Origin of the sequence: Streptomyces sp. NPDC006261, from assembly GCF_040613515.1 — a bacterium.
In the GTDB taxonomy this organism is placed as follows: domain Bacteria; phylum Actinomycetota; class Actinomycetes; order Streptomycetales; family Streptomycetaceae; genus Streptomyces.
Window position 1 is genome coordinate 1 of the sequence record NZ_JBEXSI010000052.1, and the last position, 21,954, is coordinate 21,954.

A 21,954-nucleotide genomic window follows, 5' to 3' on the forward strand; every position below is an offset into this window, starting at 1 on the left:
GCCCGGATCCAGGGGATCCGGGCCTCAGGCGTTCTCCATCAGTAGCGGGGACAGGATTTGAACCTGCGACCTCTGGGTTATGAGCCCAGCGAGCTACCGAGCTGCTCCACCCCGCGTCGGTGAACCCAACCTTACGCCACTTCGCGCCCCTCGGTGACCAGCGACGGTCCGCGCCCCACACCGCCCGGAGCCTTTGCCTGCACGACCATTCCTGACGGGTCGTCAGTTCAGTAACCTGACAGAGCGTCAGCAAACCGCGCCTGCCCCACACGGACACCGGGCCGGCGGGCCATCGAGCAGGACCATCGAGCAGGAGTGGCGGAACGATGCTTGGATCGACTCACGGCACCCTCACCACCGACTTCCGCGCCCGGGTGGTGGCCTGCGGCGAGGAGCCGCACGCCTCCGTCGTCAGCCTGCCCACCGCCACGCGGCAGGGCGGGCTCGATGTCAGCGGCCGGCCGCTGCACCTGGCCGTGCCCGACCTGGACCACTTCTTCCGGCCGCGCTCCGTGGCCGTCGTCGGCGCCTCCGACACCGAGGGGCGCCCCAGCACCGGCATCACCCGGCAGCTCATCGCCTGGGCCGAGCGCGTCGGGGCACGGCTGCACCCGGTGCACCCGGCCCGGGAGGCAGTCTTCGGGCGGACCTGCGTCCCCTCGGTCGCCGAGCTGTCCGAACCCGTCGACCTGGCGGTCCTGCTGGTCGCCGACCCGCTCCCGGTGATCGAGGAGCTGGCGGAGGCCGAGGTCCCCTTCGCCGTGGCCTTCGCCTCCGGGTTCGCCGAGACCGGGGAGGCGGGCGCGGTGGCGCAGGCCCGGCTGGCGGCGGCCGTGGAGCGCTCCGGGGTGCGGCTGCTCGGGCCGAACACCAACCTCAACGCCTTCGAGGAGTTCCGGGACGACCTGGACGGCCCGGCCATCGCCCTCATCACCCAGTCCGGACACCAGGGCCGGCCCCTGTACGCCCTCCAGGAGCTGGGCATCCGGCTCTCGCACTGGGCGCCCACGGGCAACGAGGCCGATCTGGAGACCGCCGACTTCATCGCGTACTTCGCCCAGCGCCCCGAGGTGGGGGCCATCGCCTGTTACGTGGAGGGGCTCAAGGACGGCCGGTCCTTCCTGCTCGCCGCCGACCGGGCCGCCCGCGCCGGGGTGCCCGTGGTGGCGGTGAAGGTGGGGCGTACGGAGGCCGGGGCCGAGGCAGCCGCCTCGCACACCGGGAAGCTGACCGGGGCGGACCAGGTGGTGGACGCGGCGATGCGGCAGTTCGGAGTCATCCGGGTGGGCGGTCTCGACGAACTCCAGGACACCGCAGCCCTGCTGGCCCGGGCCCGGCCGCCCCGGGCGGAGGGCGTCGCCGTGTATTCCATCTCCGGCGGCACCGGCGCCCACTTCGCCGACCTGGCGACGGCGGCCGGGCTCCTGCTGCCCAGCCTCTCCCCCGCCAAGCAGGACGAGCTGCACACCTGGATACCCGGCTACCTCAACGTCGCCAACCCCATCGACAACGGCGGCCACCCGGTCGGCGACCGGCGCGGCCGGAAGATCATCGACGCGATCCTCGCCGACCCCTCCATAGGCATCCTGATCTGTCCGATCACCGGCCCGTTCCCGCCCATGAGCGACCGCCTCGCCCAGGACCTGGTGGACGCGGCCGAGGCCACGGACAAGCTGGTCTGTGTGATCTGGGGCTCCCCCGTGGGCACCGAGGACGCCTACCGCACCACGCTCCTCGGCTCCTCCCGCGTCGCCACCTTCCGTACGTTCTCCAACTGCGTCACCGCCGTGAAGGCCTACCTCGACCACCACCACTTCGCCACCGGCTACCGCTCCCCCTTCGACGACGTCCCGCGCACCCCCTCCCCCTCCTTCCGCAAGGCGCAGAACCTGATGCGCCCGGGCCGGCAGCTCAGCGAGCACGCGGCGAAGCAGCTCCTGCGCGCGTACGGGATCCGGGTGCCGCGCGAGCAGCTGGTGACCAGCGCGGCGGGCGCCGTCCGGGCGGCCGGGCCGGTCGGCTACCCCGTCGTGATGAAGGCCTCCGGGCCTCGCCTCGCCCACAAGACGGAGCTGGGCCTGGTGAAGGTGGGCCTCACCTCCGCCAGCCAGGTGCGCGACGCCTACCGGGAGTTGACCGACATCGCCCGGTTCGAATCCGTCGACCTGGACGGCATCCTGGTCTGCCAGATGATCGACCGGGGCGTCGAGATGATGGTCGGCGTCACCCATGACGCCCTCTTCGGGCCGACCGTCACGGTCGGGCTCGGCGGGGTCCTGGTGGAGGTGCTGCACGACACGGCGGTACGGGTGCCGCCCTTCGGCGAGAAGGAGGCACGGGACATGCTCGGCGAGCTGCGCGGCCGGGCGTTGCTGACCGGTGTGCGCGGCGGGGCGCCCGTCGATGTGGACGCGCTGGTGGAGGTGGTGCTGCGGGTGCAGCGGATGGCCCTGGAGCTCGGCGACGACCTGACCGAGCTGGACATCAACCCGCTGGTGGTGCTGGGGCGCGGGCAGGGCGCGGTGGCGCTGGACGCGCTGGCGGTGTGCCGGTGAGCGCGGAACCGGCACAGGAGGCCCCTCGGTCCACCGTCCTCCACCGCACCACCACCGACGGCGTCTCGTGGATCACCCTCAACCGGCCCGAGGCCATGAACGCCGTCACCTGGGAGCAGCGCGAGCGGGTCATCGCCCTGCTGGCCGACGCCTCCGCCGACCCCGCCGTACGGGCCGTCGTGCTCACCGCCACCGGCCGGGGCTTCTGCGCGGGCGCCGACCTGCGCGGTACCCCCGCGCAGACCCGCGAACGGGTCCCCGGGGACGTCGCCCGGACCATCCGCCTCGGCGCGCAACGCCTCATCGCCGCCGTGCTGGACTGCGAGAAGCCGGTGATCGCCGCCGTCAACGGGACCGCCGCCGGAATCGGCGCGCATCTGGCGTTCGCCTGCGATCTGGTCCTGGCGGCCGACACGGCGACGTTCATCGAGGTCTTCGTACGCCGAGGGCTCGTCCCGGACGGCGGCGGCGCCTATCTGCTGCCCCGGCTGGTGGGGCCGCAGCGAGCAAAGGAGCTGATGTTCTTCGGGGACGCCCTGACGGCGGCGGACGCGGAACGGATGGGCCTGGTCAACCGCGCGGTACCGGAAGGCGAGTTGGCCGGCCTCGCCGCCGCGTGGGCCGGGCGGCTGGCCTGCGGGCCCACCCGGGCCATCGCCCTGACCAAGCAGCTGGTGAACGACTCGCTCACCGGCGACCGGGCCACGGCGTTCGCCGCGGAGGCGGCCGCGCAGGAGATCAACATGACGACCCGGGATGCCGACGAGGGGATCGCCTCGTTCGTCGAGCGGCGCACGCCGGAGTACCGGGGGCGCTGAAGGGCGCACCGGGACGCTAAGGGGCGGGCACGGCCAACACCCGCCGGTAGGCTGCCAGTCGGGAGGTCCGGCCGATGGTCAGGGCGCCCACCAGACGGCCGTCCAGGTGGTAGCTGACCTCCAGGCGCCGGGCCTTCCGGTCGCACTCGTGGACCTTCACCGTGTCGCCGAGGGCGGGGAGGCCCACCGAGCGGAGCCGGACGCCGTGGAAGTCGGACCAGAAGGACGGCACCTCGGCGAAGACCGGGGCCGCCTCGCCCCGCAGCAGCGTACGGGCGGCCGCCGCACCCTGCTCCACCGCGCCGGACCAGTGGCCGAGGGCCGGGGCCGCACCGCCCGCCAGGGGTTGCGGGACCCGGGCCGCGTCGCCCGCCGCGACCACGCGGGGTACGGCGCTGCCGTCCGGGAACAGGGCCCGCAGCCGGGAGTCGGTGGGCACTCCGCCGACCGCCTCGATCCCCGATCCGGCCAGCCAGCCGGTGGCCGGCACCGCGCCCAGGGCCAGCACCGCGACATCGGCCTCGACGGTCCGGCCGTCGGCCAGCCGGGCCCCCGCGAGCGTGCCGTCCGGGGCGGTGCGGAACGCGGCCACCGTGGTGCCGGTACGCAGGTCGATGCCCGCCTCCCGGTGGAGCGTCCCCACGAACGCGCCGGCCTCCGTACCGACCGCGCGCTCCAGCGGTACGGACCCGGCCTCCACAAGGGTGACGTCCAGCCCGAGCTCCCGGCCCGCGGCGGCGACCTCGCCCCCGAGGAACCCGGCGCCGACGACGAGCAGCCTCCGCCCGGGGATGAGCGCGGCCCGCAGCGCCGTAGCGTCGTCGCGGCCGCGCAGGGTGAACACATCTTGCTCCGGGCCGGGTTCGCCGGGCACGGCACCGGCCCGAGCGGCAGCGCCGGTGGCGATCAGCAGGCCGTCGTAGGGCAGGCGGGTGCCGTCGGCGAGGGTGAGGATCCTGCTGTACGGGTCGAGCCGGACCGCGGCCCGACCCAGCCGCCAGCAGGCCCGGAGGCCGTCGGGGACCGGGAGCGTGGTGTCGGCGCTGATCTGCCCCGTCAGGAAGCGTTTGGAGAGCGGCGGGCGGTCGTAGGGGGCGTGCGGTTCGGCCCCGACGAGGGTCAGGTTCCCGGTGAACCCCTCGGCGCGCAGGGTCTCGGCGGCCCGCAGCCCCGCCAGCGAGGCCCCGACGATCACCACGTCGCGCGGATGGCCGGCGGCGCTCATGAGGCGGCCACGGTGATGGCCCGGACCGGGCAGGAGGCTGCGGCCTTCTCGGCGCCCGCGCGCAGCCCGTCGTCCGGCGCGGCTTCGTACAGGAGGTAGTCGTCGTCGTCGAACGAGAAGATCTCGGGGGCGGCGAAGACGCAACTGCCGTGGCTCTCGCAGAGGTCCAGGTCCACGGTGATCTGCATGGTGACTCCGTCACGGGTAGGGGAGCGTCGGCCGGGGTTGACGTCAGCCGCTCGTTCGCGGGTTGAAGCGGGAGTAGGCGGGCGCGGACCAGCGCAGCGGGGAGGCCGCCGCCACTTCCCGTACCGCGGTGATCTCGAACTCCACCAGCCGCTGCGCGCCGGGGGTGCGGGCCACCTCCTCCTCGTCCCACACCGTGCGGGCCGAGCCCGTCAGGTGCAGGGAGGCACCGGTCGCCCAGCCGGGGAAGAAGAGGCCTGCGGCCGGGTTGAGTTCAAGGTTGCCCAGGGTCAGGAACATGGCGTTGCCCGCGTAGTCGGGCCAGCGCAGGAGCCGGGGCGAGAGCACCTGGACGAAACCGGGGTTGCCGCCCCGGTGCGAGGCGTCGGCGTCGCCCCGGTCGGAGGCGGTGGCGACGAAGAAGGTGTCGGCGGCCCGGAGCGTCCGCTGCTGCCCGGGGCCGAGCTCCGCACTGTCGACGGCCGTACGGGGCGCCGGAGCCCCCACCAGCGGCTGGTGGCCGCGTTTCTGGATGTACTTGGGGCAGTTGGAGATGACCTGGTCGAGCTCGACGCGCAGGCCGTCGCCGTCGCGGACCGCCCGGCCGTTCATCCGCATCCGGCGCCGGGTGGCCGGTTCGATGCCGATCAGCCCGATCCGGACGGGCTCGGAGGCGACGCCCGGCCCGCTCCCGAGCCCCGCTCCGGCCAGGACGGCGGCCAGCGGGTCCTCCGGCGGAGGAAGCGCTCCGATCCTCAGGGTGTGCGGCCCGGGTACGGTCAGGAACCCCGGCTCCCCGGTGAGCTGGGTCGCCCAGATCCGGCCCCGCTCGTCCGCGCCGCCCATCACCACGTGGGGCTGGTCCGCCAGGAAGGCCACCGCCACGTCGGGGACGGTGTTGCCGATGGCGCCCCGCGCCTGTCCGGCCTGACGGGCGAAGCCCGCCCGTTCCTGCACTGCGGTCTCGCCGCGGTGGTAGCCGCCCATGGTTCCGCCTTTCGTCCTGCGCCGAGAGTGCGACCGCTTTCGTCCTGCGCCGAGAATGCGACCGCTTTCGTCCTGCGCCGAGAATGCGACCGCTTTCGTCCTGCGCCGAGAATGCGACCGCTTTCGTCCTGCGCCGAGAATGCGACCGGTCGTCCTGGCCGGCGCCTAGAAGAATCCGCAGGTAGGAGCTCCGGAGGTGGGCGCGTCGGACGGGTCGGCGCCGGTGGGTGCGTAGATCTCCAGGCGGATGCCGTCGGGGTCGGTGAAGAAGATGCCGCCCGAGCTGCCGGTCTCCCCGTGCGGCACGATCCCGTCGTAGGCGAACGTGGCGCCCAGGGAACGCAGGACCTCCTCGGTGGCCCGGATCTCCTCGGCGGTGTCCACCTGGAAGGAGAGGTGGTGCAGGCCGGGCAGCGCGGGAGCGAACGCGCCCTCGCTCTGCTGCCACAGGGTCACCACGAGCCGGGAGTCCCGTCCGAGGAAGGCCCAGCGGCGGTCGCCGTCCTTGCCCTCGCCCAGCACCTCGAAGCCGAAGACCTCGCGGTAGAAGGCGATCGAACGGTCCAGGTCGGTGACGTTGAGGCCGATGTGGCCGGTCTGCAGGTTCTTCGCCTTGCTCATGGATCGGTCCCCACGCTTTCGGTCAGGGGCTGCGAGGCCACCTCGCAACCAGTAAAAGCGAATTTAAGGGTTAGAACGAGAGCCGTCAACCGGTGAAAGTCTCTTGTCCGGTTAGAATCGATGGAGACGGAAGAAGAACGAAGACACACCCCACGACGGAAGGATCCGCCGACGTGCCGCACCCCCCCGGGCCCGACCCCCGGCCGCTGACCGGCGAACCGCTCGCGCTGGATCTGCTCAACACCCGCTGGATCGGTGCGGAGGGCCCGCGCGACCTGCTGGAATCCGAGAACGGACTGGCGATCTGGCTGAACAGCGAGCCGGTGCGCGCCCACACGGGCCCCCTCGCCCCGCCCGTCGGCCGCGCCACGCTGGAGCGGCTGCTGGAGACCCGCAAGACCCTCGAAGCGCTGGCCGCGTCCGCCACCCGGCGGGAGCCGGCCGCGCCCGCCACCGCGGCGGCGCTCAACGAGGTGCTCTCCCACGGGCGCATCCGCCGCACCCTGGGGCCCGACGGGCTGCCGGAGTCGGCGGTGGAGCTGGACGCCCCGTCCTGGGGGCCCGCCTGGTACGCGGCCGACAACTGGCTCCACCTGGTGGCCGACCGGCCCGACCGCATCCGCCCGTGCGCCAACGACACCTGCGTCCTGCACTTCTACGACATCTCCAAGAACGGGACCCGCCGCTGGTGCTCGATGGCCGGCTGTGGCAACCGAGCGAAGGCTCAGCGCCACTACGCGCGCCGCACCGGCGCGTGAAGCGGGTACACCCGCCGCGCCTGCCGGTTCACATCTGACGGCACGTCAGCTCTAATGGCCGGGTGATGGGACACGCAGGCATGGCCGCCACCGCCGTCCGGTACCTCAGGTCCGTCGGCGCCGCCACGACAGCAGACCGGCCCCCTCTGGAGGCGCTGCCCCGGCCTGACCTCAGGGCCGTCCGGGACGACGAGCGGCTCCCCGTCGAACCGGGCGAATTCCGCCGCGTACTGGGTCACTTCGCCAGCGGCGTCACCGTCGTCACCGCGCACGACACGGACGGGCCGACCGGCTTCGCCTGCCAGTCCTTCGCCTCGCTCTCGCTGGACCCGCCGCTGGTCGCCTTCATGGTCGCCCGTACGTCGACGACCTGGCCGCGCATCGCCCGCGCCGGGGCCTTCTGCGTCAACATCCTGGGAGCCGGACAGGGGCCGCTCTGCCGGGGGTTCGCGGTGAGCGGGGCGGACAAGTTCGCGGGGGTCGCGTACGAGGACGCCCCGGCGACCGGGTCACCGCTGCTCGGCTCCGTACCGGCCTGGATCGACTGCCGCGTCCACGCCGTCCACACCGGCGGGGACCACCTCATCGTGGTGGGCCGGGTGGAGGCGCTGGGGGCGGCGGAGGAGGGCGAGCCGCTGCTGTTCCACCAGGGCGTGTTCGGCCGGTTCAGCCGCTAGCGGCCGCCGGAGCCGCCCGGACCCGCCGGATCACCAGCGACATCAGCGCCGCGACGGCGCACAGCGCCCCCGACGCGTACCAGACCACGTCGTAACTGCCGAAGACGTCCCGGGCGACGCCTCCGAGGAACGCCACGACCGCCGCGCCCACCTGGTGCGAGGCCAGCACCCAGCCGAAGACGATGGCGCTGTCCTCGCCGTACTGCTCCCGGCAGAGCGCCAGCGTCGGCGGGACCGTGGCCACCCAGTCAAGGCCGTAGAACACGATGAAGAAGACCATCGGCGGCTGCACTTCGGGTGCCATCAGCATCGGCAGGAACAGCAGCGAGATCCCGCGCAGCGCGTAATAGACGGCGAGGAGCCTGCGGGCGTCGAAGCGGTCGGTGAGCCAGCCCGAGAAGATCGTGCCGATGACGTCGAAGACCCCGATCACCGCCAGCAGCGAGGCGGCCGCCGTGATCGGCATGCCGTGGTCGTGGGCGGAGGGGACGAAGTGGGTGCGGATCAGGCCGTTGGTGGAGGCCCCGCAGATCGCGAACGTGCCCGCCAGCAGCCAGAACGGGCCGGTGCGCGCCGCCTTGAACAGCACCATCACCGTGCGGCGCGCGGCACCCCGGGCCGGGGCGGGCTTCGCCACGTACACACCGCCGTACGGGGCGAGCCCCGCATCGGCCGGGTGGTCGCGCATCAGGAGCCAGACGAACGGGACGACGACCAGGGCCGCCAGGGCGACGGTGACCGAGGCGGGCCGCCAGCCGTGCTCGTCGACGATCCAGGCGCAGAGCGGCAGGAAGACGAGCTGCCCGGAGGCGCCGGCCGCGGTGAGGATGCCGGTGACCAGGCCCCGGCGGGCGACGAACCAGCGGTTGGTGACGGTCGCGGCGAACGCCATCGCCATGGACCCGGTGCCGAGGCCGACGAGCAGCCCCCAGTAGATCATCAGCTGCCAGGAGGCCGTCATCCAGACACTGGCGAGCGCCCCGGCGGCCACCATCGTCAGCGCGGTCGCCACGACCCGCCGGATGCCGAAGCGGTCCATGAGCGCGGCGGCGAACGGCGCCGTCAGACCGTACAGCGCCATGTCGATGGAGACCGCGAGCCCGATCTCGCCGCGCGACCAGCCGAATTCGGTGTGGAGCGGGCCGATGAGCAGCCCGGGCAGGGAGTTGAAGGCCGCGCCGCCGATGATCGTCACGAAGGTGACGGCGGCGACGATCCACGCCCGGTGCACACGGGGGCGGCGGCGCGCCTCCAGGGGCGGCCGCCGGTCGTCGTCCTGGGCTGCGCTTTCGATGGTCTCGGTCACGTCGACCAGCTTCTTGGCCTGCGAGTTCCCCCACGAGTGGCCGGGAGGACATGGTTCACAGGAATCGGGCCACCGAGCACTGAGCACCCGACAGCACCGAGTCCCGGACGGCCGGGCCACGGCCTGCGGCCTGATCGAGGCCCTGCCCGAGCAGCTGACGCTCCTGCCGGTCTCCGTGCCGGTGTCGGTGCCGGGGCGTGGCGCTGTTCGTCGCGGGTACGGTCCGCCGGCAGGCCAGCGCCCACGTCCTGGAGGTCATCGAGATGCAGCGGGCCGAGGAGCGGCGGAAGAAGAAGCGGTAGCCCGCCTGCGGGCCCCCGCGTGCACGCCCCAGGCCGCCGCCGCGCCCACCGCGTACCAGAACAGGTCCGGGGCGTTGAACGTCGAGCCGAGCACCAGCCGGGCGGCCGTGCTCCGCGCCGCCAACTCCCCCGGCACGCCGGTGAGCTGGAGCAGCTCGACGGCCCAGCTCAGGGCGAGCGCGGCCCCCGCCACGGCAACGGGCCGCGCGCGGGGCGCGAAGAAGGCGACGAGGGCGCAGAGCAGCACCGTATAGAGCGCGCTCCCCGCGTACTTGGCGAAGGCGCCGTCCGCCCCGGCGCGCACGGCGAGGCCGGTGGTGAGGGTGGCGGCGGCCGCGCCCGCCGCGACGGCACGGACGCGGAGGGCGGAGCCCCGAGGCAACGGCCTCACGCGAGCCCCATCCTCTTCCGCTGCCGGATCGGCCTGGCCACCAGCAGCACCACCCTCCTGCGGCGGCGGGGGCCGGGTGTCACGCGAGGCGTCGGGAACGGACGCGGTCTCTGTCGGCTTCTCCATCACGTCGCTAGCCTGTACCAGCCCGTGGTCTATACCAGCCAGTGGGTTACCCGGTATGTTCCCCCAAGCCCGCCGGCGTGTTCCGAGGAGGCCCGCCATGCCGCACCGCGTCGCCGTCCTGGCCCTGGACGGACTGCTCCCCTTCGAGCTGGGCATCCCGGACCGGATCTTCGGCCGCTCCCTAAAACCCGTGCCGGGCGACAAGGGCGCGAAGCTGTACGAGGTCGTGACCTGCTCGGTCCGCCCGCCGGGGCCCGTCCGGACCGACGCCGACTACTCGATCCTGGTGGAGCACGGCCCCGAGGCGCTCGCCACCGCCGACACCGTGGTCATCCCCGCCTCCTACGAACTGGGCCCGGTCTTCGAGGAGGGCAGGCTCACCGAGGAGCTGGCGGCCGCCCTCGCGCTGGTCCGGCCGGGCACCCGGATGGTCTCCATCTGCACCGGCAGCTACGTGCTGGCCGCCGCCGGCTACCTGGACGGCCGCCCCGCCACCACGCACTGGTCGTCCGCCGACCACTTCCAGCGGCTCTTCCCGCAGGTCCGCGTCGACCCGGACGTCCTGTTCATCGACGACGGCGACGTCCTCACCTCGGCGGGGGTCGCCGCCGGGATCGACCTCTGCCTCCACCTCGTACGCCGCGACCACGGGTCCGCCGTCGCCAACGAGATCGCCCGGCGCACGGTCGTCCCGCCGCACCGCGACGGGGGGCAGGCCCAGTACATCCACCGCCCCGTCCCCGAACCGCAGTTCGCGACCACCACGGCCGCCCGCGCGTGGGCGCTGGGGCGGCTGGACCGGCCGATCCTGCTGCGGGACATGGCCCGGCAGGAGTCGATGAGCGTACGGACCTTCACCCGCCGCTTCCGGGAGGAGGTGGGGATCAGCCCCGGCCAGTGGCTGACCCAGCAGCGGGTGGAGCGAGCGCGCCACCTGCTGGAGTCGTCGGACCTGTCGATCGACCAGGTGGCCCGCGACGCGGGCTTCGGCACGGCGACGTCCCTGCGCCAGCACCTCCAGGCGGCACTGGGCGTGCCGCCGACGGTGTACCGGCGCACGTTCCGGGCGTCGGCGGACACCCCGTAGGCGCTGGAGCCCTCGTGCGACGCAGGTCCGCTCCTACCGGACTCGTGGATCAGAAGACCAGCACCCCCCGGGCCACCCGCCCGTGGTGGGCGTCGTCGGCGGCCTTGGCGAAGTCCTCCACCGGGTAGGTCTCGGTGACCAGTTCGTCCAGCAGGAGCCGGCCCTCCCGGTAGAGGTCCGCGTACAGGGCGATGTCGCGCTGCGGCCGCGAGGAGCCGTAGCGGCAGCCGAGGATCGACTTGTCCAGGTACATCGAGGAGACGACGAACGACGCCTCGGCGCTCGCCGCCGGGACGCCGAGCAGGACCGCCTGGCCGTGCCGGTCCAGCAGGTCGATCGCCTGCCGGATCAGCTCGGTGCGGCCGACGCACTCGAAGGCGTGGTCGGCCCCGTCGGGAAGGATGTCGCGCACCCCCTCCGCGCCCGTCAGGAAGTGCGTCGCCCCGAACTGCCGCGCCACCGCCTCCTTCGCCGCATTGCTGTCGACGGCGACGACGGTGAGCGCACCGGCCAGCCGGGCGCCCTGGAGCACGTTGAGGCCGATGCCGCCGGTGCCGATGACCACGACGCTGTCGCCCCGGTCGACCCTCGCCCGGTTCAGTACGGCCCCGACGCCGGTGAGGACCCCGCAGCCGATCAGGGCGGCGGAGGTGAGGGGCAGGTCGGACGGGATCCTCACGGCCTGCACGGCACGCACCAGCGTGACTTCGGCGAAGGCGGAGCTGGAGGCGAACTGGAACAGCGGCTCGCCGCCCCGCGAGAACGGCCGCCCCGGACGCCCGATCGCCTTCCGGCACATCGTGGGCCTGCCCCGGTCGCACTGGGCGCAGGCCCCGCAGTTGGCGAGGGTGGACAGCGCGACGTGATCACCGGGCCGTACGTGGCTGACGCCGGGGCCGACCGCCTCCACCACGCCCGCGCCCTCGTGGCCGAGCACGACGGGGACGGGAAAGGGGATCGTGCCGTCGATCACCGACAGGTCGCTGTGGCAGAGACCGGCGGCGGCCACCGCGACGAGCACCTCGCCGGGGCCGGGGCCGCGTATCTCCAGGTCGTCGACGACCTCGGTCCGTGTGCCGTCGAAGACGACGCCTCTCATCTCGGCTCCCTCGGTAGGCCGAGCACCCGCTCGGCGATGATGGTCCGCTGGATCTCGTCGGAGCCGCCGTAGATGGTGTCGGCCCGGCTGAAGAGGAACAGGTGCTGTGCGTCGTGCAGTTCGTACGGCCGCTGCTCCGACCAGGGCTGGGCGCCGACGGCCCCCGCCTCGCCCCTCACCTCCACCGCCAGCTCGCCGAGCCGCTGGTGCCAGCCGCCCCACAGCAGCTTGGCCACGCTGGGGGCGCCCGGGTCGCCGGTGGTGCCGAGGGTGCGCAGTGCGTGGCGGCGCAGGGTGACGAGTTCGGCCCACTGGCGTACGAGGCGGGCTCTGATGACCGGGTCCTCGGCGGCTCCGCCGGCCCGGGCGGCGGCGACCACCTGGGCCAACTCCTGGGCGAACCCGATCTGCTGGGCGAGGGTCGACACCCCGCGCTCCAGGGCGAGCAGCCCCGTGGCGACGGCCCACCCGTCGCCCTCCCCGCCGACCACCTCGGCCGCCCGGGCCCCGTCGAAGAAGACCTCGTTGAACTCACTGGTCCCGGTCATCTGGCGGATCGGCCGCACCTCGATCCTCCCCGGCTGGTCCATCTCCACGAGGAGGAAGGAGAGCCCGTGATGGCGGGTGGAGCCGGGTTCGGTGCGGGCGAGGACGAAGCACCAGTCGGCGTCCTGGGCGAGCGAGGTCCAGATCTTCTGCCCGGTGACGGTGTAGGCGCCGGTGCCGTCCGGGGTGGCGGTGGTCCGGATGCCGGCGAGGTCGGACCCGGCGCCGGGTTCGCTGTACCCCTGGCACCACAGGGTCTCCCCGCGGGCGATGGGGGGCAGATGGCGCTGCCTCTGCTCCTCGGTGCCGTACGCGATGAGGGTGGGGGCGAGGAGGTTCTCGCCGATGTGTCCCATGCGGGGCGGGGCGGTGGAGCGGGCGTACTCCTCGGCCCAGACGACCTGTTGGGTGAGGGTGGCGGGCCGGTTGCCGTAGTCTGCGCCGCCCTTCTCCGGCCAGCCGATGCCGATCCACCCCGCCTGTCCCAGCTCGCGTTCCCACGCACGGGGGCCGGGGGCGGGGGTTGCGGCGAGGCGGGTCTCCAGCCAGGTGCGGGCGTGGGTGCGGAAGGTGGGGTCGTCCTCGGTGAACCGGAAGTCCATACGTGCCTCCTCGATCAAGCCCGTCCGGAAGGGGCCGGCCCGTCCTCAGTCGCCGGAGGAGCTGGGCGCGTTCGGCCGCGCCCCGGCCCGCGCCGCCGCCGCCATCTCCTCCACCCGCGCCAGCATCGGCATCGGGTCGACGCCCACCGTCCCCGGCAGGAACTCCGCGATCCGTTCGGGGGTCCAGGACGCCCCCTCCGCGTACCCCGCCCGCAGCTCCCTCGGCTGGGCCCAGACCGCGATCTTGGGTCCGGCGATCGTGTACACCTGGCCGGTGATCCTCTCCGCCCGCGCCCGCTCGCTCAGCAGGTAGACCACCAGCGCCGCCACGTCCTCCGGCTCCCCGATCTGCGCCAGTTCCATCGGCACCCCGGCCGACATCCGGGTCCGGGCGACGGGCGCGACCGCGTTGGCCGTCACGCCGTACCGATGCAGGCCCAGCGCCGCGCTGCGGACCAGCGAGATGATCCCGCCCTTCGCCGCGCTGTAGTTGGCCTGGGCCACGCTCCCCTGGTGGCTGCCGCTGGTGAAGCCGATCAGCGTGCCCCCGCCCTCCTGCTTCCGCATCACCGCCGAGGCGGCGCGGAAGACCGTGAACGTGCCCTTCAGATGCGTCGCGAGAACCGGGTCCCACTCCTCCTCGGACATGTTGAACAGCATCCGCTCCCGCAGGATCCCGGCCACGCACACGACCCCGTCGAGCCGCCCGTACTCCGCCAGCGCCGTGTCCACGATCCGCTGCCCGCCCGCCATCGTGGAGACGTCGTCGGCCACCGCCACCGCCTGCCCGCCCGCCGCCCCGATCTCCTTGACGACGGACCGGGCGATCTCGCTCGTGGGCTCGGAGCCCTCCACCGAGACGCCGTAGTCGTTGACGACGATCCGCGCCCCCTCCGCCGCCGCGGCGAGCGCGACCGCCCGTCCGATGCCCCGGCCGGCCCCGGTGACGGCGACCACCTTGCCTGCCAAGAAGTTCCCCATGCCCGGCCCCTTCCCGCGGTTTCTGACGGACCGTTAGATTTTACGGGCAGTCGGACGCTTCGGCACAAGACCCAGGAGGTCCCCATGTCCCTGCCGGCCGAGTTCCACGAGATCGCCAAACGCGTGAACAACTGGGGGCGCTGGGGCGAGGCCGACGAGCGCGGGACGCTCAACCTGATCACCGACGCCGTCGTCCGGGAGGCCGTCGCCACCGTCCGGAGCGGTCGCCGGATATCCCTCGCACTCCCCCTCCGGCACGGCGGGGTGCAGAGCGGGTTCATCCCGGGCCGGATCGACCCGCTGCACACGATGGTCCAGATCAACCAGGAGATGTTCGGCCCGGGGACCGTCGCCACCAGCGACGACACCGTCACCATGGGGCTCCAGGCCGCGACCCACTGGGACGCCCTCACCCACGCCTCGCACAGCGGGAAGATCTACAACGGCCGCCCCGCGGACACCATCACGGCGCACGCCGGCGCACAGTTCTCCTCCATCGCCGCCGTGGAGCACGTCGTGTCACGGGGCGCGCTTCTCGATGTCGCGCGCGCTCGGGGCGTGGACCGGCTGGCCGGTGATCACGCCGTCACGCCGGGGGACCTGGCCGCGGCGGAGGAGTTCGGAGGCGTACGCGTACGGGCCGGGGACGTCGTCCTCGTACGGACCGGGCAGGTGCAGGTCGTCCTGGCCGGGGACCGGCACGCGTACGGCTATCCGTCGCCCGGGCTGTCCGTGCGCACGCCCGAGTGGTTCCACGCCCGGGACGTGGCGGCGGTCGCCAACGACACCCTGACCTTCGAGATCTTCCCGCCGGAGATCGAGGGCCTGTGGATGCCGGTGCACGCGCTCCACCTCGTCGAGATGGGGATGCTCCAGGGCCAGAACTGGGACCTGGAAGCGCTGTCCACGGCCTGTGCGGAGGAGGGCCGGTACGCCTTCCTGCTCACCGCCGCGCCGGAGCCGTTCACCGGGGCCACCGGATCTCCGGTCGCCCCGGTCGCCGTGCTGTGATCCCGTGAGGGGAGACGGCCCGGCTCAGGCCAGGTTGTCGGTGAAGACGCAGGAGGGCGGTTCGCGCACCTCGCCGCCCTGGACGACGACCTTCGGCGACGCCCCCCGGCTCCCCGCCGGACCGCCCCGGTCCACCTCGCACCAGATCTGCTTCCCGGCACCCTCCGGCTGCCAGCCCCAGCGGTCCGCGAGGCCGTCCACCAGCTCCAGGCCCCGGCCGTTGGTGTCGTCGCCCTCCGCGTGGCGCGGGCGCGGTGGGCAGTCGCTGGTGTCGGCGACCTCCACCCGGACGGTCCCGGCCTCCCCGGCACCGCCGCCCCCGCCGAACAGCATCCGCAGCACGGCGGGACAGCCCGTGTGGACGACCGCGTTGGTGACCAGCTCCGAGATCAGCAGGATGAGCGTCTCCGCGAGCGGCTCGTCATCCCCTATCCCGGAACCGACCAGACGGGACCGCGCCCATCTACGGGCCCGCCCCACCTCTGCGGGATCCGGACCGACCTCCAGCTGAACCTGAAGCACCTGCACCGCTCACACCATCCGAACCGGCGGACACATCGCCTCGCGCCTCCTCAGGGTCACGGAACGTGATTCCCTTACGCGACAGCATGGTTGACGTACAGTCACCGCATCAAGCGCTTCGGGCATATTCCAGCGCGAAGGAGTACGCGTGGTGCATACTGTGCGACGCACGCTGCGGGGAGTCGAACAGGAGCGCGCAGAGACCGCGAGAATCGCTCTTCGGGCAGGCCCGGCACATCTCCGGCAAGGGCCCTCGCCCCGGACCGGAGCCGCCGCACAGGCCGCCCCCGGGTCGCCCGGTTCCAGAACCACTCGCATCCCACGGAGAGTACCCGAGCCCGGCGCCGACTCCACCCGGTGACGAATCACGCAAAGGACACAACCCGGTATCGACGCCGACCGGCTGCACTGAGTCACCCTCCACCCCCCGCTTCGCCCGGCCCCTCAACCGTGGGCTGCTGAACCGCCGCGCAGCGGCCGTACGGGACCCAGATCGGCGGCCAGGATCTCCTCCGCCTCGGCCGCCGTGAGCCATCGGGCCGCCCGGAGCCAGGCCCGTTTCAGGTGGAGGTGAACATCTGCCTCCCAGGTGAAGCCCATACCGCCGTGGATCTGGAGGCAGTCCCGCGCGTTACGGACGGCCGCCTCGTCGGCGAGCAGCTTGGCCGCCGCGATCTCCACCGGGTCGCCGGTCACCGCGGCGGCGTATACGGCGCTGCGGGCCGGTTCGGTGCGGGCGAGCATGTCGGCGCAGAGGTGTTTGACCGCCTGGAACGATCCGACGGGCGCTCCGAACTGTTCGCGCGCACCGGCGTGTTGGACAGCCATTTCGGTGGTGCGGGCGGCGCTTCCGAGCTGTTCGGCAGCAGTGAGAAGCGCCCCTTCGCCGCGGAGTGCGCCGGGGTACGCCTCCGTGGCTGCCGCACGCTCCTCCACCCGGTGCAGCGGCGTCAGGGGATCCATCGACCGTACGGGACCGGCCCCGGTCACGAAGGCCGCCAGCGCCTCCCCCGTGAGCACCTCCGCGCCGCCCACCAGCACCGCGTCCGCGCCCACCAGGTCCGCCACCGGCCGGCCGCCTCCCTCCGCGGCCGTCACCACCGCCGCCCCCTCCGCGGCTCCCTTCACCGCCCCCGCCGCCAGGTGCGTGGCCACCAGCGGTCCCGGCAGGAGCGCCCGGCCCGCCTCCTCGAAGAGCAGTACCGCCTCCGGCAGCCCGAGCGCCACCCCGCCCGCCTCCTCCGGCAGCCGCAGCGCGAAGAACCCGGCGGCGCCCAGCTCCCGCCACAGCCCCCGGTCCACCCCACCGCCCCGCTCCACCGCCGCCCGCATCCGGTCCCGGTCGAACACGGCACCGAGCAGGTCGCGCATACCGGACCGCAGGGCCCGCTGGTCGTCCGAGAGCCGGAAGTCCATGGCCGCCTCAGCGCCCCTTCGGGAGGCCGAGGATGCGCTCGGCGACGATGTTCCGCTGGATCTGCGAGGTGCCCGCCGCAAGGGTGTACGAGAGGGAGGAGAGCCGGTCCAGGACCCACTCCTGGTCCAGGTCGAGGGCGTCGCCACCGCCCAGCACCTCCGCCGCCGCCTCGTACAGCTCCTGGCGGGCCCCGGAGTAGCGCAGCTTGAAGACCGAGCCGCCGATGCCCGGGACCCCGCCGGTGCGCTGGGACTCGCTGACGTTCCCCTGTGTGAGCCGCCACAGGGTCCGGAACTCGGCGTTGAGCCGCCCGAGCCTGCGCCGCAGCACCGCGTCGGCCCACCGCCCGTTCCGCCGGGCCTCGGCAGCCAGGGCCTCCAGGGTGCGGCGGCAGGCGACGACCTCGCCGACGAAGGCCGTACCGCGTTCGAAGGAGAGGGTGACCATCGTGATCCGCCAGCCGTCGTTCTCGGCCCCGACCCGGTTCCGTACCGGCACCCGGACCTCGTCCAGGAACACCTCCGCGAACTCCGTCGACCCGGCGAGCGTCCGCAGCGGCCGGACCGTGATGCCGGGCGCGTCCATGGGCATCGCCAGCCAGCTGATCCCCCGGTGCTTCGGCGCCCCCGGGTCCGTACGCACCAGCAGCTCGCACCAGTCGGCCACCTCCGCGTGCGAGGTCCAGATCTTGCTGCCGCTCACCACGTAGTCGTCCCCGTCGCGCACCGCCCGCGTTTGCAGCGCGGCCAGGTCCGAGCCCGCGCCCGGCTCACTGAACCCCTGGCACCAGATCTCGTCCCCGCGCAGCACCGGCGGCAGCCAGCGGGCCCGCTGCTCGGCCGTGCCCTCGGCGGCGACGGTCGGCCCGGCGTGCAGCAGCCCGACGAAATTGGCCCCGACGTAGGGCGCGCCGGCCCTCTCCGTCTCTTCCAGGAAGATCAGGTGCTGGGTGGGAGTGGCGCCCTGCCCGCCCGCGTCCACCGGCCAGTGCAGGCCCGCGTACCCGGCGTCGTACAGCATCCGCTGCCAGGTCGTGTCGTACGCCCGGCGCGCGGGCCAGTCGTCGGGCGAGGGCCTGGGGGGCAGGCCGGGGAGCGCGGCGGCCAGCCACGTGCCCAGCCGCCGCCGGAACTCCTCCTCCGCCTCCGTGTACGCGAGATCCACCGCCCTGCCCCCGCCTACTTGTCCAGGTCCAGGCCGAGCATCCGGATCGCGTTCCCGCGCATCAGTTTGTAGACCGTGCTCTCATCCAGTCCCTTGACGTGGTCGAGGGCGACCTCCTTGGTGTGCGGGAAGGTCGAGTCCACGTGCGGGTAGTCGGTCTCGAAGGTGGCGTTGTCGCGGCCGACGACGTCCAGCGAGGCGATGCCGTGCTTGTCGCGGAAGAAGCAGCAGAACATCTGCCGGTAGTAGTACGTGGACGGCGGCTCGGGGATCAGATCGCGCACCCCGCCCCACGCCCGGTGCTCCTCCCACACGTCGTCGGCGCGCTCCAGGGCGTAGGGGATCCACCCCATCTGGCCCTCGCTGTACGCCAGTCTGAGCGTCGGGAACGTGACCAGCACCCCGCTGAAGAGGAAGTCCATCATCGAGGCCATCGCGTTGTTGAAGGAGAGCGAGGCCTGCACGGCCGGGGGCGCGTCCGGGGACGCGGCGGGCATCTGGGAGCTGGAGCCGATGTGCATGTTGACGACCGTCCCGGTCTCCTGGCAGACCGCGAAGAACGGGTCCCAGTAGCCGGTGTGGATGGACGGGAGTCCGAGGTGGGTGGGAATCTCGGAGAAGGTGACCGCGCGCACGCCCCGGGCCGCGTTCCGCCTGATCTCGGCGACCGCGAGGCCGACGTCCCAGAGCGGGATGATGCAGAGCGGGATCAGCCGGCCGCCGCTGTCGCCGCACCACTCCTCGACCATCCAGTCGTTGTAGGCGCGTACGCAGGCGAGGGCGACCTCCTTGTCGTGCGCCTCGGCGAAGGTCTGGCCGCAGAAGCGCGGGAAGGTCGGGAAGCAGAGGGAGGCCTCGACGTGGTTGAGGTCCATGTCCTTGAGGCGTTCGGCCGGGTCCCAGCAGCCGGGCCGCATCTCGGCCCGCGTGATCCCCTCCAGGGTCATGTCGTCCCGGTCGAAGCCGACGGCGGCGATGTTCCGCTTGTACGGGAACTTCAGGTCCTCGTAGATCCACCAGTCGGCCGGCGGCCCGTCCGGGTCCATCGTGATGACGTACTTGCCGCCCGTGTACGCCAGCTCCCCGATGCCCGCCGTCAGCGGCTGCGGCCCGCGCTCGCGGTACTTCGCGGGCAGCCAGGTGGAGAAGAGGTGCGCGGGCTCGATCACATGGTCGTCGACGCTGACGATCCGAGGCAGTTCCGTATCCGTCATGGTGTCGTCCCCTCCGGCGCACCCGGCGGTACCCGGGGCGGTGGCCGTTTCTGATGACCCGTCAGGTTCTGGTGCGGCACTCAGGCTAGCCCCGCGCCCCTGGACCGACAAGGCGCGGAGCCCTACGCTCTCCGCACTGTCTGACTGATCGTCAGTTCGGAGGGACCCTGTGACCGCCGTGAACGACGTGACCGCGACCGCCCACGCCCTGGGCGACTCCCGCACCTTCTGGGAACTCATCGAACGCCGCGCCGCCCTCACCCCCGACCGCCCGGTCCTGCTCCAGGAGGACCGGTCCCTGACCTTCGGCGAGCTGAGGACCCGTGCCGAACGTGTCGCCGCCGGGCTGCACGGGATGGGCGTGCGGGCGGGCAGTGTGGTGGCCTGGCAGCTGCCGACCCGGCTGGAGACCGCCCTGCTCTCCTTCGCCCTGACCCGGCTCGGGGCCGTACAGACACCGGTCATCCCGTTCTACCGGGACCGTGAAGTGCGGTTCGCGCTGCGGGAGTCGCGGGCCTCGTTCTTCGCCGTACCGGGGGTGTGGCGCGGCTTCGACCACACGGCGATGGCCGAGCGCGTCGCCGGCGAGCTCACCGACCCGCCGCACGTCTTCGAGGCGTACGACGACCTCCCCGACGGCGATCCGGCGGTGCTGCCGCCTCCGCCCGCACCGCCGTCCGGCGAGGAGGTCCGCTGGATCTACTGGACCTCCGGCACCACCTCCGACCCCAAGGGCGTCCTGCACACCGACCGCTCCCTGATCGCGGGCGGTTCCTGCCTCGCCCACGCGCTGAAGCTCTCGGCGGGCGACGTGGGCTCGATGGCGTTCCCGTACGCGCATGTCGCCGGGCCCGACTACACGGTGATGCTGCTGCTGTACGGCTTTCCGGCGGTGATGTTCGAGCAGTTCGCGCTGCCGGACGCGCTGACGGAGTACCGGCGCCACGGGGTGACCGTGGCGGGCGGGTCGACGGCGTTCTACGCGATGTTCCTGGCCGAGCAGCGCAAGGACCCAGGCACGCCGCTCATCCCCTCCCTCCGGCTGCTCGCGGGCGGCGGGGCGCCGAAGCCGCCGGAGGTGTACCACGCGGTGGTGCGGGAGATGGGGGTCCAGCTCACCCACGGGTACGGGATGACCGAGGTCCCGATGATCACGATGGGGGCACCGGACGACACCCCGGACCACCTGGCACTGACCGAGGGGCGGCCGCCGGAGGGGATGGAGATCCGGATCACCGACGAGCGGGGCAAGCCGCTCCCGTACGGCGTGGAGGGCGAGGTGCGGCTGCGCGGGGAGGCGGTCTGCCGGGGCTATCTGGACGCCGGGGCTTCCGCCGCCGCCTTCGACGCCGAGGGGTTCCTGATCACCGGGGACCTCGGCCGGGTCCAGGAGAGCGGGCACCTCTCGCTCACCGGGCGGCTGAAGGACATCATCATCCGCAAGGGCGAGAACATCTCCGTCAAGGAGATCGAGGACCTGCTGCACACCCACCCCGCCGTCGCCGACGCGGCGGTCATCGGGCTCCCGGACGCCGAGCGCGGCGAACGCGTCTGCGCGGTGGTCGAGCGGCCGCCCGGTGTCCCGGCACCGACCCTCGCCGAGCTCTCCGCCCACCTCCGGGACGCCGGGCTCTCCGTCCACAAGGTGCCGGAGCAACTGGAGGTGGTGGACGCCCTTCCCCGCAACGAGACGCTGCGCAAGGTGCTCAAATACCAGCTGCGGGAGAGGTTCGGCGGGGGCGCCTGAGGGGGTCACGGGGGTGGCGCGCCACCCCCGTACGGCTTGGGGCGGTCAGTTGGCGTCGGGCTCGATCACCGTGAAGTACACGGCGAGCGCGGCCACCACATCGCTCTCGGCGATCAGCCCGTCCCGGTCGGTGTCCAGACTCTGGGCCGCGATGCCCGCGATCTCGGCGCTGGCCCCGAGCACCTTCAGCGCCCGCTCCACGGAGGCCACCGAAGCCCGGCCGTCGTTGTCCTCGCTGTCGGCCACCGCGATCGCCGCTCGCAGGAAGGGTCGGGCGATCTCCGCGAACCGCTCGGGACTGTCCCGCAGCCGCTTCACCGCCCCGCCGACGAACTCCTCACGGGTGACCCGCTGGTCCCCGTCCACATCGGCGATCCCCGCCATGCCCTGCCAGAAGGCCTCGGCCCCGGTGTAGAGCGCCTGGCCCTTGTCGCAGCGGGCCGTCGTACCGAACTCGGTGAGCAGACGGGCGGCTGCGGCGTTGAAATCGGCGTGATCGATGTAGCCGTTGCCGTCCTGGTCGAAGGCGGCGAAGCGGTGCGCGATCTTTCGCTCGTACTCTGCGCTGTCCATGCGGGGAGCGTACGTCTCCCACGGCCTCCACGTGTCACT

At 73.0% G+C, this 21,954-nt stretch carries 21 protein-coding genes and 1 tRNA gene; 7 read left to right on the forward strand and 15 right to left on the reverse strand.

Going from position 1 to position 21,954, the window contains the following annotated elements; genetic code table 11:
• Positions 1-42 precede the first annotated feature (42 nt).
• Positions 43-116 (reverse strand) — tRNA-Met (locus ABZ154_RS27500).
• Positions 117-326: 210 nt separating this feature from the next.
• Here ABZ154_RS27500 and ABZ154_RS27505 point away from each other — a divergent pair.
• Together ABZ154_RS27505 and ABZ154_RS27510 are read left to right on the forward strand one after the other, a co-directional pair.
• The gene (locus ABZ154_RS27505) at positions 327-2,555 is read left to right on the forward strand and encodes an acetate--CoA ligase family protein (RefSeq protein WP_356836920.1); all 2,229 of its coding nucleotides are present in this window, start codon (positions 327-329) and stop codon (positions 2,553-2,555) included.
• A complete protein-coding gene (locus tag ABZ154_RS27510; protein WP_356836922.1) occupies positions 2,552-3,373 on the forward strand; it encodes an enoyl-CoA hydratase-related protein in 822 nt (273 codons plus the stop codon). The genes ABZ154_RS27505 and ABZ154_RS27510 overlap by 4 nt, the downstream gene beginning before the upstream one ends.
• A 16-nt stretch (positions 3,374-3,389) precedes the next feature.
• Here ABZ154_RS27510 and ABZ154_RS27515 read toward each other — a convergent pair whose 3' ends face one another.
• The 4 genes from ABZ154_RS27515 to ABZ154_RS27530 all read right to left on the reverse strand — a co-directional run bounded on the left by ABZ154_RS27515 (position 3,390) and on the right by ABZ154_RS27530 (position 6,392).
• Complete coding sequence (locus ABZ154_RS27515) at positions 3,390-4,598, reverse strand: FAD-dependent oxidoreductase (protein ID WP_356836924.1); 1,209 nt, start codon at positions 4,596-4,598, stop codon at positions 3,390-3,392.
• Entirely contained in the window at positions 4,595-4,786 is a 192-nt protein-coding gene (locus tag ABZ154_RS27520) for a ferredoxin (RefSeq protein ID WP_356836926.1), read from the reverse strand. The genes ABZ154_RS27515 and ABZ154_RS27520 overlap by 4 nt, the downstream gene beginning before the upstream one ends.
• Before the next feature lie 43 nt (positions 4,787-4,829).
• Positions 4,830-5,771, reverse strand: a complete 942-nt coding sequence (locus ABZ154_RS27525) for a pyridoxamine 5'-phosphate oxidase family protein (protein WP_356836928.1) — start codon at positions 5,769-5,771, stop codon at positions 4,830-4,832.
• Positions 5,772-5,936: 165 nt separating this feature from the next.
• On the reverse strand, positions 5,937-6,392 hold the full coding sequence (locus tag ABZ154_RS27530) for a VOC family protein (RefSeq protein WP_356836930.1): 456 nt from the start codon (positions 6,390-6,392) through the stop codon (positions 5,937-5,939).
• Positions 6,393-6,565: 173 nt separating this feature from the next.
• Between ABZ154_RS27530 and ABZ154_RS27535 the strand changes: the two genes are divergently transcribed.
• A complete protein-coding gene (locus tag ABZ154_RS27535; RefSeq protein WP_356836932.1) occupies positions 6,566-7,150 on the forward strand; it encodes a CGNR zinc finger domain-containing protein in 585 nt (194 codons plus the stop codon).
• 80 nt (positions 7,151-7,230) lie between these two features.
• Positions 7,231-7,827, forward strand: coding sequence for a flavin reductase family protein (locus tag ABZ154_RS27540; protein ID WP_356836997.1), 597 nt, complete (start codon positions 7,231-7,233; stop codon positions 7,825-7,827).
• On the opposite strand, the gene ABZ154_RS27545 is transcribed toward ABZ154_RS27540, so the two are convergent.
• On the reverse strand, positions 7,817-9,133 hold the full coding sequence (locus tag ABZ154_RS27545; RefSeq protein WP_356836934.1) for an MFS transporter: 1,317 nt from the start codon (positions 9,131-9,133) through the stop codon (positions 7,817-7,819). The two genes, ABZ154_RS27540 and ABZ154_RS27545, sit on opposite strands and share 11 nt — an antisense overlap.
• 255 nt (positions 9,134-9,388) lie before the next feature.
• A complete protein-coding gene (locus ABZ154_RS27550) occupies positions 9,389-9,826 on the reverse strand; it encodes a DUF2809 domain-containing protein (protein ID WP_356836936.1) in 438 nt (145 codons plus the stop codon).
• Positions 9,827-10,049: 223 nt separating this feature from the next.
• On the opposite strand from ABZ154_RS27550, the gene ABZ154_RS27555 reads away from it, so the two are divergent.
• Positions 10,050-11,039 carry a helix-turn-helix domain-containing protein gene (locus tag ABZ154_RS27555; RefSeq protein ID WP_356836938.1) on the forward strand — a complete coding sequence of 330 codons (990 nt, stop codon included), beginning with the start codon at positions 10,050-10,052 and terminating at the stop codon, positions 11,037-11,039.
• A gap of 49 nt (positions 11,040-11,088) precedes the next feature.
• Here ABZ154_RS27555 and ABZ154_RS27560 read toward each other — a convergent pair whose 3' ends face one another.
• Genes ABZ154_RS27560 through ABZ154_RS27570 form a run of 3 tightly spaced genes read right to left on the reverse strand, consistent with a single transcriptional unit; the run spans position 11,089 to position 14,267 of the window.
• Entirely contained in the window at positions 11,089-12,138 is a 1,050-nt protein-coding gene (locus ABZ154_RS27560) for a Zn-dependent alcohol dehydrogenase (protein ID WP_356836940.1), read from the reverse strand.
• Positions 12,135-13,286, reverse strand: a complete 1,152-nt coding sequence (locus ABZ154_RS27565) for an acyl-CoA dehydrogenase family protein (RefSeq protein WP_356836942.1) — start codon at positions 13,284-13,286, stop codon at positions 12,135-12,137. Before ABZ154_RS27565 ends, ABZ154_RS27560 begins: the two co-directional genes overlap by 4 nt.
• Positions 13,287-13,331: 45 nt before the next feature.
• Complete coding sequence (locus ABZ154_RS27570) at positions 13,332-14,267, reverse strand: SDR family oxidoreductase (protein ID WP_356836944.1); 936 nt, start codon at positions 14,265-14,267, stop codon at positions 13,332-13,334.
• Positions 14,268-14,351: 84 nt separating this feature from the next.
• Between ABZ154_RS27570 and ABZ154_RS27575 the strand changes: the two genes are divergently transcribed.
• Positions 14,352-15,278 (forward strand): cyclase family protein, encoded by a 927-nt coding sequence (locus tag ABZ154_RS27575; RefSeq protein ID WP_356836946.1) that lies wholly within the window; start codon positions 14,352-14,354, stop codon positions 15,276-15,278.
• 24 nt (positions 15,279-15,302) lie between these two features.
• On the opposite strand, the gene ABZ154_RS27580 is transcribed toward ABZ154_RS27575, so the two are convergent.
• The 4 genes from ABZ154_RS27580 to ABZ154_RS27595 all read right to left on the reverse strand — a co-directional run bounded on the left by ABZ154_RS27580 (position 15,303) and on the right by ABZ154_RS27595 (position 19,595).
• Positions 15,303-15,806, reverse strand: a complete 504-nt coding sequence (locus ABZ154_RS27580) for an ATP-binding protein (protein ID WP_356836948.1) — start codon at positions 15,804-15,806, stop codon at positions 15,303-15,305.
• Between the two features lie 438 nt (positions 15,807-16,244).
• Entirely contained in the window at positions 16,245-17,216 is a 972-nt protein-coding gene (locus ABZ154_RS27585; RefSeq protein WP_356836950.1) for an acyl-CoA dehydrogenase family protein, read from the reverse strand.
• 7 nt (positions 17,217-17,223) lie between these two features.
• Positions 17,224-18,381 (reverse strand): acyl-CoA dehydrogenase family protein, encoded by a 1,158-nt coding sequence (locus ABZ154_RS27590; RefSeq protein ID WP_356836952.1) that lies wholly within the window; start codon positions 18,379-18,381, stop codon positions 17,224-17,226.
• 14 nt (positions 18,382-18,395) lie between these two features.
• The gene (locus ABZ154_RS27595; protein ID WP_356836954.1) at positions 18,396-19,595 is read right to left on the reverse strand and encodes an amidohydrolase family protein; all 1,200 of its coding nucleotides are present in this window, start codon (positions 19,593-19,595) and stop codon (positions 18,396-18,398) included.
• A gap of 169 nt (positions 19,596-19,764) precedes the next feature.
• Here ABZ154_RS27595 and ABZ154_RS27600 point away from each other — a divergent pair, with 169 nt between their 5' ends.
• Positions 19,765-21,342, forward strand: a complete 1,578-nt coding sequence (locus ABZ154_RS27600) for an AMP-binding protein (protein ID WP_356836956.1) — start codon at positions 19,765-19,767, stop codon at positions 21,340-21,342.
• 45 nt (positions 21,343-21,387) lie between these two features.
• Here ABZ154_RS27600 and ABZ154_RS27605 read toward each other — a convergent pair whose 3' ends face one another.
• A complete protein-coding gene (locus ABZ154_RS27605; RefSeq protein ID WP_356836958.1) occupies positions 21,388-21,915 on the reverse strand; it encodes an EF-hand domain-containing protein in 528 nt (175 codons plus the stop codon).
• Positions 21,916-21,954: the final 39 nt, after the last annotated feature.

What these genes read in the sequence shown, in the direction of transcription:
- ABZ154_RS27595 (WP_356836954.1), bottom strand. Translation starts at nt 19,595, where the DNA reads ATGACGGATACGGAACTGCCTCGGATCGTCAGCGTCGACGACCATGTG.
- ABZ154_RS27585 (WP_356836950.1), bottom strand. Translation starts at nt 17,216, where the DNA reads ATGGACTTCCGGCTCTCGGACGACCAGCGGGCCCTGCGGTCCGGTATG.
- ABZ154_RS27530 (WP_356836930.1), bottom strand. Translation starts at nt 6,392, where the DNA reads ATGAGCAAGGCGAAGAACCTGCAGACCGGCCACATCGGCCTCAACGTC.
- ABZ154_RS27540 (WP_356836997.1), top strand. Translation starts at nt 7,231, where the DNA reads ATGGCCGCCACCGCCGTCCGGTACCTCAGGTCCGTCGGCGCCGCCACG.
- ABZ154_RS27505 (WP_356836920.1), top strand. Translation starts at nt 327, where the DNA reads ATGCTTGGATCGACTCACGGCACCCTCACCACCGACTTCCGCGCCCGG.
- ABZ154_RS27605 (WP_356836958.1), bottom strand. Translation starts at nt 21,915, where the DNA reads ATGGACAGCGCAGAGTACGAGCGAAAGATCGCGCACCGCTTCGCCGCC.
- ABZ154_RS27565 (WP_356836942.1), bottom strand. Translation starts at nt 13,286, where the DNA reads ATGGACTTCCGGTTCACCGAGGACGACCCCACCTTCCGCACCCACGCC.
- ABZ154_RS27575 (WP_356836946.1), top strand. Translation starts at nt 14,352, where the DNA reads ATGTCCCTGCCGGCCGAGTTCCACGAGATCGCCAAACGCGTGAACAAC.
- ABZ154_RS27525 (WP_356836928.1), bottom strand. Translation starts at nt 5,771, where the DNA reads ATGGGCGGCTACCACCGCGGCGAGACCGCAGTGCAGGAACGGGCGGGC.
- ABZ154_RS27555 (WP_356836938.1), top strand. Translation starts at nt 10,050, where the DNA reads ATGCCGCACCGCGTCGCCGTCCTGGCCCTGGACGGACTGCTCCCCTTC.
- ABZ154_RS27520 (WP_356836926.1), bottom strand. Translation starts at nt 4,786, where the DNA reads ATGCAGATCACCGTGGACCTGGACCTCTGCGAGAGCCACGGCAGTTGC.
- ABZ154_RS27560 (WP_356836940.1), bottom strand. Translation starts at nt 12,138, where the DNA reads ATGAGAGGCGTCGTCTTCGACGGCACACGGACCGAGGTCGTCGACGAC.
- ABZ154_RS27570 (WP_356836944.1), bottom strand. Translation starts at nt 14,267, where the DNA reads ATGGGGAACTTCTTGGCAGGCAAGGTGGTCGCCGTCACCGGGGCCGGC.
- ABZ154_RS27515 (WP_356836924.1), bottom strand. Translation starts at nt 4,598, where the DNA reads ATGAGCGCCGCCGGCCATCCGCGCGACGTGGTGATCGTCGGGGCCTCG.